Source organism: Mycobacterium paraseoulense (assembly GCF_010731655.1).
Taxonomy (GTDB): domain Bacteria; phylum Actinomycetota; class Actinomycetes; order Mycobacteriales; family Mycobacteriaceae; genus Mycobacterium; species Mycobacterium paraseoulense.
Genome location: NZ_AP022619.1, coordinates 5,107,036 through 5,120,110, shown reverse-complemented (window position 1 = coordinate 5,120,110; position 13,075 = coordinate 5,107,036). Strand labels below are relative to the sequence as shown.

Annotated in this window: 12 protein-coding genes; 5 read left to right on the top strand and 7 right to left on the bottom strand. The window is 69.7% G+C overall.

The genetic code is table 11. The features are described from left to right. The first annotated feature begins 4 nt into the window (after positions 1–4). The 3 genes from G6N51_RS23955 to G6N51_RS23945 all read left to right on the top strand — a co-directional run bounded on the left by G6N51_RS23955 (position 5) and on the right by G6N51_RS23945 (position 4,141). Positions 5–898 (top strand): alpha/beta fold hydrolase, encoded by an 894-nt coding sequence (locus G6N51_RS23955; RefSeq protein ID WP_083176264.1) that lies wholly within the window; start codon positions 5–7, stop codon positions 896–898. 121 nt (positions 899–1,019) lie between these two features. Next, a complete protein-coding gene (locus G6N51_RS23950) occupies positions 1,020–1,778 on the top strand; it encodes a beta-phosphoglucomutase family hydrolase (RefSeq protein WP_083176231.1) in 759 nt (252 codons plus the stop codon). Continuing rightward, positions 1,775–4,141, top strand: a complete 2,367-nt coding sequence (locus G6N51_RS23945) for a glycoside hydrolase family 65 protein (protein WP_083176252.1) — start codon at positions 1,775–1,777, stop codon at positions 4,139–4,141. The genes G6N51_RS23950 and G6N51_RS23945 overlap by 4 nt, the downstream gene beginning before the upstream one ends. A 3-nt stretch (positions 4,142–4,144) precedes the next feature. Here G6N51_RS23945 and G6N51_RS23940 read toward each other — a convergent pair whose 3' ends face one another. Continuing rightward, positions 4,145–4,711: a TetR/AcrR family transcriptional regulator gene (locus tag G6N51_RS23940; RefSeq protein WP_083176254.1), complete on the bottom strand. Its 567-nt coding sequence runs from the start codon at positions 4,709–4,711 to the stop codon at positions 4,145–4,147. Between the two features lie 61 nt (positions 4,712–4,772). Here G6N51_RS23940 and G6N51_RS23935 point away from each other — a divergent pair, with 61 nt between their 5' ends. Beyond that, positions 4,773–5,675, top strand: coding sequence for a TauD/TfdA dioxygenase family protein (locus G6N51_RS23935; protein WP_083176256.1), 903 nt, complete (start codon positions 4,773–4,775; stop codon positions 5,673–5,675). On the opposite strand, the gene G6N51_RS23930 is transcribed toward G6N51_RS23935, so the two are convergent. From G6N51_RS23930 to guaB, 3 genes are read right to left on the bottom strand one after another with little or no spacing between them, the layout of a single operon-like run. Then, positions 5,672–7,408: a GMC oxidoreductase gene (locus G6N51_RS23930; protein ID WP_083176258.1), complete on the bottom strand. Its 1,737-nt coding sequence runs from the start codon at positions 7,406–7,408 to the stop codon at positions 5,672–5,674. The two genes, G6N51_RS23935 and G6N51_RS23930, sit on opposite strands and share 4 nt — an antisense overlap. A 50-nt stretch (positions 7,409–7,458) precedes the next feature. Next, positions 7,459–8,586 (bottom strand): GuaB3 family IMP dehydrogenase-related protein, encoded by a 1,128-nt coding sequence (locus G6N51_RS23925; protein ID WP_083176260.1) that lies wholly within the window; start codon positions 8,584–8,586, stop codon positions 7,459–7,461. Positions 8,587–8,593: 7 nt separating this feature from the next. Next, on the bottom strand, positions 8,594–10,201 hold the full coding sequence (gene guaB / locus G6N51_RS23920; protein ID WP_163750808.1) for an IMP dehydrogenase: 1,608 nt from the start codon (positions 10,199–10,201) through the stop codon (positions 8,594–8,596). A gap of 162 nt (positions 10,202–10,363) precedes the next feature. On the opposite strand from guaB, the gene G6N51_RS23915 reads away from it, so the two are divergent. Beyond that, a complete protein-coding gene (locus tag G6N51_RS23915) occupies positions 10,364–10,771 on the top strand; it encodes a DUF5319 domain-containing protein (protein ID WP_046186907.1) in 408 nt (135 codons plus the stop codon). Between the two features lie 16 nt (positions 10,772–10,787). Here G6N51_RS23915 and G6N51_RS23910 read toward each other — a convergent pair whose 3' ends face one another. The 3 genes from G6N51_RS23910 to G6N51_RS23900 form a co-directional block, all read right to left on the bottom strand. After that, a complete protein-coding gene (locus G6N51_RS23910) occupies positions 10,788–11,552 on the bottom strand; it encodes an anti-sigma-D factor RsdA (RefSeq protein WP_232078466.1) in 765 nt (254 codons plus the stop codon). Continuing rightward, positions 11,539–12,114: a sigma-70 family RNA polymerase sigma factor gene (locus G6N51_RS23905; protein ID WP_083175332.1), complete on the bottom strand. Its 576-nt coding sequence runs from the start codon at positions 12,112–12,114 to the stop codon at positions 11,539–11,541. The genes G6N51_RS23910 and G6N51_RS23905 overlap by 14 nt, the downstream gene beginning before the upstream one ends. A 90-nt stretch (positions 12,115–12,204) precedes the next feature. After that, positions 12,205–13,032, bottom strand: a complete 828-nt coding sequence (locus tag G6N51_RS23900; RefSeq protein WP_232078585.1) for a hypothetical protein — start codon at positions 13,030–13,032, stop codon at positions 12,205–12,207. Positions 13,033–13,075: the final 43 nt, after the last annotated feature.

Sequence of the window (13,075 nt, the reverse complement as noted above, 5' to 3'; positions counted from 1 at the left end):
GGCCATGCGGCCCAACGAGATTCCAGACAGCCGCCACACGACGAAATGGAGCGGCGGGCGCGGTGAGGTCAGGTTCCTCCGACGGTCCGACGGATCCCGGTTGCGCTACTTCACGACGGGAACCGGGCCCCCGCTCGTCCTGCTGCACACCGTTCGCACCCAGCTGGACTACTTCCAGCGTGTCGTGCCCGGGCTATGGGGCGAATTCACGGTGTACGCGCTGGATCTTCCCGGGATGGGGTGGTCGGACATCGTCCCCGGCGCGCGGTACGGCGAACCGGAACTGCGCAGCGCCGTGGTCGAATTCGTCGAAACCCTCGACCTGGGCGACGTGACGTTGGCCGGCGAATCGATGGGCGCCGCGATCGCGTTGTCGGCCTCGATCGAGCTGAGCGACCGGGTAAGCGGCGTGGTGGCCTTCAACCCCTACGACTACCCGAGCGGCCTGGATCGCGGCAACTGGTTCGCGCGCTTCATCGGAACGGGCGTCCGGCTGCCCGGCACCGGACCGGTCTTCGCGCGGCTGGAGAATCGCCCGATCCTGCGGGGCGTGCTGCGGGGCGGCTTCGCCGACCGCCGAGCCCTCCCGGCTGACCTACTCACGGAGCTCCGCCGAAGCGGCCGGCGACCCGGCTACCCCGCGGTGAACCGGGCCATCATGCGCAGCCTCGACGGGTTCGTCGGCGCACGAAGCCGCTACCGGCAGGTGACGGCGCCCGTCACGCTGGTCTACAGCGAGCACGATTGGTCTCGGACCACCGAGCGTGAGCACGTCGCTCGCCTGCTGAATGTCCAGAGCGTCACCGTGCCCGGTGCCGGCCACTTCTCGGCGCTCGAGCGCCCGACGGAGATGGTTCGCATTATCCGGCAAAGCGGAGGACGGCCGGCCGATACGTGAGGCCAACCACGGTCGCGTCGGGCATGCCGGCTGCGGGTCCGTCGTCGCGCGACCCGGTGAGCGTTTGGCGACAGACATGTCCGCATGGTGGAGTGGGTATCGCTTAACTTGTCCCCGACGGATGGGAAGCGAGGTCCCCGTGCTGGGTCTGCCGGAGAAGGTGCATGCCTGCCTGTTCGACCTCGACGGTGTGCTGACCGACACCGCCAGCGTGCACACCAAGGCCTGGAAGGCCATGTTCGACGACTACCTGTCCGAGCGGGCCAAGCGCACGGGGGAAGAATTCGTCCCCTTCGACGCGGCCGCCGACTACCGCCAATACGTGGACGGCAAGAAGCGCGAGGACGGGGTCCGGTCGTTCCTGCAGAGCCGCGGGATCGACCTGCCCGACGGAAGTCCCGACGACGCGGGAGACGCCGAAACGATATACGGCCTGGGCAACCGCAAGAATGAGATGTTCCAGCAGGTCCTGCGCAAGGACGGCGTCGAAGTCTTCGAAGGTTCACGCAGATACCTGGAGGCGGTCTCGGCAGCCGGCCTGGGCATCGCGGTGGTGTCCTCGAGCGCCAACACGCGCGACGTCCTCGAGATCACCGGCTTGGACCGGTTCATCCAGCAACGGGTGGACGGCGTCACGCTGCGCGACGAGCACATCGCCGGCAAGCCCGCCCCGGACTCCTACCTGCGGGGCGCCGAGCTGCTCGGCGTGCCCGCCGACGCCGCCGCCGTCTTCGAGGACGCGATCTCGGGCGTGCAGGCCGGTCACGCCGGACACTTCGGCTACGTGGTGGGCGTCGACCGGGTGGGCCAGGCCGACGATCTGCGGCGCAACGGCGCCGACGTGGTGGTCACCGACCTCGCCGAGCTGCTGCCGTCATGATCGATGAAGCATCCTTCCCGGTCGAGCCGTGGCACTTCCGCGAGACCGAGCTCGACCTCAACCTGCTGGCCCAGACCGAATCCCTGTTCACCCTGTCCAACGGCCACATCGGGCTGCGCGGCAACCTCGACGAGGGTGAGCCCTACGGCCTGCCCGGCACCTACCTGAACTCCTTCTACGAAATCCGGCCGCTGCCCTACGCCGAGGCCGGCTACGGCTACCCGGAGGCCGGCCAGACGATCGTCGACGTCACGAACGGCAAAATCATCCGCCTGCTGGTCGAGGACGAGCCCTTCGACGTCCGCTACGGCGAATTGATCTCGCACGAGCGGGTTCTCGACATGCGCGCCGGGACGATGTCCCGCCGCGCGCACTGGCGCTCCCCCGCGGGCAAGGAGATCAAGCTGGTGTCCACCCGGCTGGTGTCGCTGGCCCAGCGCGGTGTGGCCGCCATCGAATACGTCATCGAAGCGGTCGGCGACTTCGTTCGGGTCACCGTGCAGTCGGAGTTGGTCACCAACGAGGACCAGCCCCAGACCTCGGGCGACCCGCGGGTGTCGGCCATCCTGGAGAGCCCGCTGGTGGCCGTCGACCACGAAAACACCGACACCGGAGCGCTTCTCATGCACCGCACCCGCAGCAGCGCCCTGATGATGTCGGCGGCCATGGACCACGAGATCGATGTGCCCGGCCGCGTCGAATTCAGCACCGACGCCCGCGACGATCTGGCGCGGACCACGGTGATCTGCGGCCTGCGCGCCGGGCAGAAGCTGCGCATCGTCAAGTACTTGGCGTATGGCTGGTCGAGCATGCGTTCGCGCCCGGCGCTGCGCGACCAGGCCGCGGCCGCCATCCACAGCGCCCGCTACAGCGGGTGGCAGGGGCTGCTGGACGCGCAGCGGAAATACCTGGACGACTTCTGGGACTGCGCGGACGTCGAGGTCGAGGGCGATCCCGAATCCCAGCAAGCGGTGCGGTTCGGACTTTTTCACCTGTTGCAGGCCAGCGTGCGCGCAGAGCGTCGCGCCATCCCCGCCAAGGGGCTCACCGGAACCGGCTACGACGGCCACGCCTTCTGGGACACCGAGAGCTACGTGCTGCCGGTGCTCACCTACACCGCACCGCACGCGGTGGCCGACGCGCTACGGTGGCGGGCGTCCACCCTGGACCTGGCCAAGGAGCGGGCGGCCGAGCTGGGCCTCGAGGGCGCCAGCTTCCCCTGGCGGACCATCCGCGGGCAGGAGTGCTCAGCCTACTGGCCGGCCGGCACCGCGGCCTGGCACATCAACGCCGACATCGCCATGGCCTTCGAGCGATACCGCATCGTCACCGGCGACGAGGAACTGGAAAAGAATTGCGGCTTAGCGGTACTCGTCGAGACCGCGCGGCTCTGGCTCTCCCTGGGCCACCACGACCGGCACGGCGTCTGGCACCTCGACGGCGTCACCGGCCCCGACGAGTACACGGCGATCGTGCGCGACAACGTGTTCACCAACCTGATGGCCGCGCACAACCTGCGCACCGCCGCCGACGCCTGCAACCGCCACCCCGAGGTGGCGGAGGAGATGGGCGTCACCACCGAGGAGACGGCGTCCTGGCGCGACGCCGCCGATTCCGCCAACATTCCCTACGACGCCGGCCTCGGGGTGCATCAGCAGTGCGAAGGGTTCACCACCCTCGCCGAGTGGGACTTCCAGGAGAACCACGCCTACCCGCTGCTGCTGCACGACCCCTACGTGCGGCTCTACCCCGCCCAGGTGATCAAGCAGGCGGACCTGGTGCTGGCGATGCAGTGGCAGAGCCACGCGTTCACCCCGGAACAGAAGGCCCGCAACGTCGACTACTACGAGCGGCGCATGGTGCGCGACTCGTCGCTGTCCGCCTGCACCCAGGCCGTGATGTGCGCCGAGGTCGGGCACCTGGAGCTGGCGCACGACTACGCTTACGAGGCGGGGCTGATCGACCTGCGCGACCTGCACCACAACACCCGCGACGGGCTGCACATGGCCTCGCTCGCCGGTGCCTGGACGGCGCTGGTGGGCGGCTTCGGCGGCCTGCGCGACGACGAGGGCATCCTGTCGCTGGATCCCGCTCTGCCCGAAGGCATTTCGCGGCTGCGGTTCCGGCTTCGGTGGCGCGATTTCCGGGTGACCGTCGACGTGAATCACGCGCACGTCACCTACACGGTGCGCGACGGGCCGGGGGGCCAGCTCACCATCCGGCACGCGGGCGAAGAGGTCACCCTGAGCACCGACGCGCCGAAAACGATTGCGGTGCACCACCGCGAGCCCCTGCTGCCGCCCCCGCAGCAGCCGCCGGGCCGCGAGCCACTGCATCGCCGGGCGCTGGCCCGGAAAAAGTGAGCATCAGTCGGGAGTGAGGATCCGGCCCACCTCGGCGCGGGCCGCCTGCCGTATTTCGTCGTCGGTCAGCTCGTCGATCCCAGTCGCCGACCGCAGGATCGGCGCGAACAGGCGCCAACCGAATTGCAGCGCAAGGGCGTTGGCGACCGCGAGGCGGCCTTCGGTCTCGTTCTCATAGAGCGGCAGCACCCAGTCGAGTAGCGTCGCGATGTTGGGAAAGCGCTTCTGCAGCTGCCCCGCCGGATATCCGTCGAGCACGGTGCGGGCCATCACACGCATCTGCCGGTCGAGGGCCCGGTCCAGTTCCTCGGCGGGGGCCCCGTCGCGCAGCAGCGCCGTGAGGTTGGCACCCAGGTGATCGAGCACGGCGCCGACCAGATTCTCCTTGCTGCCGAAGTGCCGAAACACCAGCCCGTGGTTGACGTTGGACCGGGCGGCGATGTCTCGGATCGAGGTCGCGGCCGGGCCGCGCTCGGCGAACAGCTCGGTGGCGCCCTCCAGGATGGCCGCGGCCACCTCGGCCCGTCCGGTGGGCATGTTGGCGCGGCCACTTGCGGAACCCGTAGTCATGCGACTACAGTACTCCATGTAGTCAATTGACTACACACCTTTCACACGAGGATCGAAGAAAATGACAGGTCAGATCACGGTCACCAAGCTGGGCAGCCGCATCGGCGCCCGGGTCGACGGCGTGCGCCTCGGAGGCGACCTCGGCCAGGAGGCGATCGAGAGGATCCACCGGGCGCTGTTGACCCACAAGGTGATCTTCTTCCGCCACCAGCACCACCTCGACGACCAGGCACAGCTGGCGTTCGCCGGCCTGCTGGGCACGCCCGTCGGCCACCCGGCCGCCGAGGTGCTCGCCGCCAAGAACGCGCCGGTCATCACCCCGATCAACTCCGAGTACGGTAAGGCCAACCGCTGGCACACCGACGTCACGTTCGTCGCGAACTACCCGGCGGCCTCGATCCTGCGGGCGGTCACGCTGCCGCGATATGGCGGGTCGACGCTGTGGACCAACACCGCCGCCGCCTACGAGGCGCTGCCCGAGGCGCTCAAGGGCCTGGTCGACAACCTCTGGGCGCTGCACACCAACCGCTACGACTACGTGACCAGCGACTCGGCGCGGGCCATGAGCGACGCGCAGCGCGCGTTCCGCCAGGTCTTCGAGAAGCCGGACTTCCGGACCGATCACCCGGTGGTGCGGGTCCACCCCGAGACCGGCGAGCGCACCCTGCTGGCCGGCGACTTCGTGCGGGGCTTCGTCGGCCTGGACAGCCACGAATCAAGCGTGCTGCTGGAACTGTTGCAACGGCGAATCACGCTGCCGGAGAACACCATTCGATGGAACTGGGCGCCGGGCGACGTCGCCATCTGGGACAACCGGGCCACCCAACACCGCGCCATCGACGACTACGACGACCAGCCTCGGCTGATGCACCGCGTCACCCTGATGGGCGACGTGCCGGTCGGCGTGCACGGGCAGCGCAGCCGGGTGGTCAGCGGCGCGCCGCTCGAGGCGATCGCGAGCTAGCCGGTCGAGCTCACCGGCGTGATCGGCAACCAGCGCAGAGCACCCGGTGCGTCGACGGGCACCACCGGGTGCTCCGGCGCGATCGGGTCCAGCCGGCGGTAGGGCTGGTCCTGCGGTGGGCGTTGATCGTTCTCACCCTTGTTCGGCCACAGCGCGGCGGCCCGTTCGGCCTGCGCGGTGATCGACAGCGACGGGTTGACGCCCAGGTTCGCCGAGATCGCGGCGCCGTCCACGACGAACATCGTGGGGTAGCCGTAAACCCGGTGGTAGGGGTCGATGACCCCGTGCTCGGGGCTGTCGCCGATGGCCGCGCCGCCGAGGAAGTGCGCGGTCAGCGGGATGTTGAACAGCTCGCCCCAGGTGCCCCCGGCCACACCGTCGATCTTTTCGGCGATACGCCGGGTGACCCGGTTCCCGACGGGAATCCAGGCCGGGTTGGGGTCCCCGTGGCCCTGCTTGCTCGTGTACCACCGGATGCCCAGCTTCCCGCGCTTGGTGTAGGTGGTGATCGAGTTGTCCAGGTGCTGCATCACCAGGGCGATCAGGGTGCGCTCGCTCCACTGATGGACGTTGAGCATCCGCATCATGCGGCGCGGGTCCTCGCGGGCCTGGTCCAACAGCTGCTTCCAGCGCGGCACGTCGGTGCCCTCGGGGCCGGTGCCGTCGGTCATCAGGGTCTGCAGCAACCCCATCGCGTTGGAGCCCTTCCCGTAACGGCAGGGCTCGACGTGCGTGTCGGCAGTGGGGTGGATCGACGAGGTGATCGCCACCCCGTGCGTCAGGTCCAGGTTGGGGTCGACCTCGAGCTTCCCGGCGCCGACGATGGACTCGGAGTTGGTGCGGGTCAGCACGCCGAGGCGCTCGGACAGCCGCGGCAACGTGCCCCTGTCGCGCATCTTGAACAGCAGATGTTGTGTCCCCCACGTGCCCGCCGCCAGGATCAGGTGTGTCGCGGTGTAGGTGCGCCGGTCCCTGCGCAGCCAGCTTCCGGTGCGCACCGTGCGGACCTCCCACACCCCGTCGGGCCGCTGCTGGAAGCCCTTGACCGTTGTCATCGGGATGACTTGCGCCCCAGCCGATTCGGCGAGGCCGAGGTAATTCTTCAGCAGCGTGTTCTTGGCGCCGTAGCGACAACCGGTCATGCAGCAACCGCACTCCAGGCAACCGGTGCGCTCCGGTCCCGCGCCACCGAAATAGGGGTCCGGCACGGTCTTGCCCGGGGTCTTGGTGCCGTCGGGGCCGAAGAACACGCCCACCGGGGTGGACACGAAGGTGTCGCCGCAGCCCATCTCGTCGGCGACCTCCTTCAGGATGCGGTCGGCGTCGGTGAACGTCGGGTTGGTGACCACGCCGAGCATCCGTTTCGCCTGCTCGTAGTGCGGCATCAACTCGTCGCGCCAGTCGGTGATGTGCGACCACTGCCGGTCTTTGAAGAATGGCTCCGGCGGCACGTAGAGCGTGTTGGCGTAGTTCAGCGAGCCGCCGCCCACGCCGGCGCCGGCCAGGATCATCACGTTGCGCAGCGGGTGGATCCGCTGGATGCCATAGCAACCCAACCGCGGCGCCCACAGGAACTTGCGCAGGTCCCAGGAGGTCTCGGCGAAGTCCTCGTCGGCGAAGCGCCGCCCGGCCTCCAATACGCCTACGCGGTAGCCCTTTTCGGTGAGCCGCAGCGCGCTGACGCTGCCCCCGAAACCCGAACCGATGATCAGAACGTCGTAATCCGGCCTCATCGCACCAGTATGGCCTTACCCACGGGTAACAAGCCAGGGGCCCCGGGCCTTCAGCTGCCGACCGTCAGGCCGACCTTCTGGAACTCCTTGAGGTCGCAATACCCGGCCTTGGCCATCGACCGGCGCAGGCCGCCAACCAGGTTGAGGGAACCGAACGGGTCGTCGGAGGGCCCGCCCAGCACCCGCTGAAGCGGCGGCCGTTCGCCGAGGGCGATCTGCAGCAACGCCCCGCGCGGCAACGACGGGTGCGCCGCCGCGGCCGGCCAGAACCAGCCCTCGCCGAGGGCTTCGGCGGATTCGGCGAGCGGCGTGCCGAGCACCACCGCGTCGGCGCCGCAGGCGATCGCCTTGGCCAGCTCGCCGGAGGTGTGGATGTCGCCGTCGGCCAGCACGTGCACATAACGGCCGCCGGTCTCGTCGAGGTATTCGCGCCGCGCGGCGGCGGCGTCGGCGATGGCGGTGGCCATCGGCACGCTGATGCCCAGCACCTCGTCGCTGGTGGTCACGCCGCGGGTCGAGCCGTAGCCGACGATGACGCCGGCCGCGCCGGTGCGCATCAGGTGCAGCGCGGTGCGGTGGTCGAGCACCCCGCCGGCCACCACCGGGATGTCGAGCTCGGCGATGAAGGTCTTCAGGTTGAGCGGCTCACCGTCGCTGGCCACCCGCTCCGCGGACACGATGGTGCCCTGGATGACCAGCAGGTCGATGCCGGCCTGCAGCAACACGGGGGTGAGCGCCTGGGCGTTCTGCGGGCTGACCCGCACCGCCGTGGTCACCCCGGCCTCCCGGATGCGCGCGACCGCGGATCCCAGCAGGTCGGGGTTCAGCGGCGCGGCGTGCAATTCCTGCAGCAGCCGGATCGACGCCGACGGTTCGGGCTCCTTGGTGGCGGCCTCGACGAGCTGGGCGATCTTGGCCTCGACGTCGGCGTGCCGGCCGATCAGCCCCTCGCCGTTGAGCACGCCCAGCCCGCCGAGGCGGCCGAGCTCGATGGCGAACTCGGGCGACACCAGGGCGTCGGTCGGGTGGGCCACCACCGGGATCTCGAACCGGTAGGCGTCCAGCTGCCAGGTGGTGGACACGTCCTGCGAGGACCGGGTGCGCCTCGACGGCACGATGCTGACTTCGCTCAGCTCATAGGTACGACGGGCGTTGCGGCCCATCCCGATTTCGACCATCCCGGCCTCAGCGCGCAAAGTAGTTCGGCGCTTCGACGGTCATGGCGACGTCGTGCGGATGGCTTTCACGCAGCCCGGCCGAGGTGATCCGGACGAACTGCGCCTGTTGCAACGCCTCGATGGTCGGCGAGCCGGTGTAGCCCATCGCGGCGCGCAGCCCGCCGGTGAGCTGGTGGATCACCGAGGACAGCGGGCCGCGGAACGGCACCCGGCCCTCGATCCCCTCGGGGACCAGCTTGTCCTCCGAGAGCGCGTCGTCTTGAAAGTAGCGGTCCTTGGAGTACGACTTCCCCGCTGAAGCCCCGCCTCTACCTTGCATCGCGCCCAGCGACCCCATGCCGCGGTAGCTCTTGAACTGCTTGCCGTTGACGAAGATCAGCTCGCCGGGGGCCTCGGCGGTGCCGGCCAGCAGCGAGCCCAGCATGGCCGTCGAGGCGCCGGCGGCCAGCGCCTTGGCGATGTCGCCGGAATACTGCAGTCCGCCGTCGGCGATCACCGGCACGCCCGCGGGCCCGCAGGCCGCGACGGCCTCCAGGATCGCCGTGATTTGTGGCGCGCCGACTCCGGCCACCACCCGGGTGGTGCAGATCGAGCCCGGTCCCACGCCGACCTTGACCGCGTCGGCGCCCGCCTGGACCAGCGCCAGGGCCGCCGACCGGGTGGCGACGTTCCCGCCGATCACCTCGACCTTCTCGCCCACCTCCGCCTTGAGCTTGCCGACCATGTCGAGCACCAGGCGGTTGTGCGCGTGCGCGGTGTCGACGATCAGCACATCAGCCCCGGCGTCGACCAGCATCATCGCCCGGACCCAGGCGTCGCCGCCGACGCCGACGGCCGCGCCCACCAGCAGCCGGCCGTCGCTGTCCTTGGTGGCCAGCGGGTGCTGTTCGGTCTTGACGAAGTCCTTGACGGTGATCAGCCCGGTGAGCCGGCCGTGACCGTCGACGACGGGCAGCTTCTCGATCTTGTTGCGGCGCAACAGCCCCAGCGCCGCGTCCGCGCTCACGCCTTCCTGGGCGGTGATCAGCGGGGATTTGGTCATCACCTCGGCGACCTTGCGCGTCTGGTCGACCTCGAACCGCATGTCGCGGTTGGTGATGATGCCGACCAGCGCGCCGGTGTCGTCGACCACCGGCAGACCCGAGATCCGGAACCGGGCGCACAGCGCGTCGACCTGCGCCAGCGTGTTGTCGGGCCGACAGGTGACCGGGTCGGTGACCATGCCGGCCTCGGAGCGCTTCACCATCTCGACCTGGCCGGCCTGCTCGGCGACGGGCAGGTTGCGGTGCAGCACGCCCATCCCGCCCGCCCGGGCCATGGCGATGGCCATCCGCGACTCGGTGACCGTGTCCATCGCCGAGCTGACCAGCGGCACCTTGAGCCTGATCTTCTTGGTGAGCTGGCTGGACGTGTCCGCGGTGGCGGGGACCACGTCGGACGCGGCGGGCAGCAGCAAGACGTCGTCGAAGGTGAGGCCCAGCATCGCGACCTTGTTCGGGTTGTCGCCGCCGGTGGGCACCGGGTCGTCGAGCAGCCCCCCGATCCGCGGGTCGTGCACGTAGGGACTGCCGACGAGGTCGGAGCTGTCTTCCAGGTGGGACATGCCACGGGTCATCGGTGGGGCCCTCCATACGATGCGGCGCGAGAACCCCATCCTATCGGCTCGGCTGCCCCTCCAACCGCTTGCCGGGGCGCGCCGCGGACGCGAAACGGCGCGGAGACGACGGGCGGCTTGCGTGCTGGCGTTATCCCGGCCGGGCTGCGTAGGCTAGTGTGCGTGCGCGATCACCTCCCGCCGGGTTTGCCGCCCGACCCCTTCGCCGACGACCCCTGCGATCCGTCGGCTGCGCTCGAAGCCGTAGAGCCCGGGCAACCCCTGGACGCCCAGGAGCGGATGGCGGTCGAGGCCGACCTCGCCGACCTGGCGGTCTACGAGGCCCTGTTGGCGCACAAGGGCATTCGCGGACTCGTCGTGTGCTGTGACGAATGCCAGCAGGATCACTATCACGACTGGGACATGCTCCGGGCGAACCTGTTGCAGCTGTTGATCGACGGCACCGTCCGCCCGCACGAGCCGGCCTACGACCCCGAACCGGACGCCTACGTCACGTGGGACTACTGCCGGGGGTACGCCGACGCCTCGCTCAACGAGGCCACCTCGGACGCCGACGGATACCGCCGCTGAGCGGTCGGCTCCCTCGCTAGGGATTGTTCGGCGTCACCGCCGACGGGGTCCAACTCTCGCCGTGATGCCGGTGCTTGCTCCATGACTGACTCGGCGACGGCGTCACTGACGGGCCCGCGGAAGCCCCGGAAGGCGTAGCGGCCGCGGTCGGGACCGGGGTGGTCGGAGTCGACCACCCCGGCGGCGTGTTCGCCGGGGGCGGCAACGTCGCGTTCGGGTTGCGCGACCGGACCCTGGCATCCAGCAGTTTCAGCTGGTTGGTCAGCTCCTGTTTGCTGGCCGGGTCGTCGATCGACTGGACCAAGCTGCTCACCTCGGTCAGCTGATTCCGGGCCTGGTCCCACTCACCCCGGTCGATCGATTCCTGCACCTTGGCCAGGTCGGCCTTGGCGGACAGCAAGGCCTGATGCTTCTCGTTGACCCGGGGCTGGTCGAAGAACATCGCGTGCAGGCCGTACAGCGTGGTGCCGGGACGGGCCTCGACCACCATGGCGCCGAAGCCGCTCATCACCAGCAGCGCCGCGGCCACTGATCCGATGGTCGCCAGGCCGCGGCGGCCGCGGCGTCGGTCGGCCAGGCCGGTGCGCAGGGCGTCGACCGCCTCCTCGGCCGACACCAGCGCGCTGGCCGGTGGCCACCGCAGGTTGTCGCGCCAGTCCTCCAGGAGGGTGGCCATCGCGTCCATGTCGGGGTCGCCGACGTGCACCGGCCGGCGCTCGGCGAGCGCGTCGAGGAGCAGATCGGTGCGGGCGAATTCGTCCAGGGATTCAGGCACAGTCACCCGCCGCGATCATCTCGGACTTCAGCCGGGACAGCGCACGGTGCTGGGCCACCCGGACCGCCCCGGTGGTGCTGCCGACGGCGGACGCGGTCTCCTCGGCCGACAGGCCGACGACGACACGCAGGATCAGGATTTCCCGCTGCTTGGCGGGCAGGATTTCGAGCAGTTCGCTCATCCGGCTGACCGAATCGGCCTCGATGGCGCGCTGTTCCGGGCCGGCGTCGGAGGACCAACGCTCGGGGATCACCTCGGTCGGGTAGGACAGGTCACGGCCGGCGGCGCGATGGGCGTCAGCGACCTTGTGCGCCGCGATGCCGTACAGGAACGCCAGGAAGGGACGTCCGCGGTCCCGGTAGCGCGGCAGCGCCGTGATAGTCGCCAAGCACACCTCCTGTGCCACGTCATCCGCTGACAGGCCACCCCGCTCGACTGTCCCGACCCGCGCGCGGCAATAACGCACGACAATCGGACGGATGGTCTCCAGCACCTCCCGTAGTGCGTTCCTGTCCCCCGCCACGGCCTTGGCCACCACGACGTCGAGACGATCCCCTTGAATTGTCATCGACGGCGGTATCTCCAACGTTACGAACCGGACACATCGCGGGCTAACCGGGCTAACTAACGAACTGACAATAACGGGCCGGAGGCCATTTCAAGCGGAACGCCACGTCGCACCGGCGCGCCGCACTTGGCCTGCGCAGACATCGCGAATTTCGCGCAGCTGTTGTGTCGAATACGTGACGCTGCCGAGATCAATCAGCAAGCACGCCACCGCCCACCGCAGCGGGACCAGGCCCAGCGTGCCCGCCGCCTTAAGGGCCGCCTCCGCGTTCGCGCGGGCACGCTCGGCGGCGCCGGCGCTGCACAGGGCGGCCGCCAGCACGACTTCGCTCTTCACCGCGTGCCGCGCCGACGGGGTGGCCATGGCGCCCGCGAGCCGCACCGCGTCTCGTGCATGCCGGACGGCGGCTTCACCGTCGCCGCGGGCCATCGCCAATTCGGCGGCCACCCACGCTCGTCGCACGGGCTGCCGGTCGGGCAGCGGCCCGGCGTCCACCTCGGCGTCGGCCCGGGCCAGCAGCGTCGCTGCGGCCGCGAACCGGCCGACGCCCAAAGCGTCGGCCGCCAAACCGATCAGGGCGTCGGTCCGCGCCTCGGCGGCATCGTCGTCCCTGCCGGCCAGCGCCAGGGCACGCCCGTCCCAGCCGCGCGCCAACGTGTGCCAACCGAGTTGGCGCAGAAACGACCCCTGCGTGCTGTGCGCCAGGGAGGCCAGCCGGCCGGCGGGGGCACCGCGCCGCAGCGCCGCCAGGTCGCGAGAGGCGCTGCCGTAGCGGCCCTGCCCGCCCGCGGCGACGGCGCGCAGCCACAAGTCCTCCGGCGTGAACGCCGTCGGCAACGGCCAGGTACCGGGCTGGTCACCAAAGGCGGCGGCGGCCACCTTTCCGCCAATCACAGAAGTGTGACGAGTTTCAATCACCACGATGGTAGTAAACAGTTTGTGCTGTTCTCGTTACCGAACT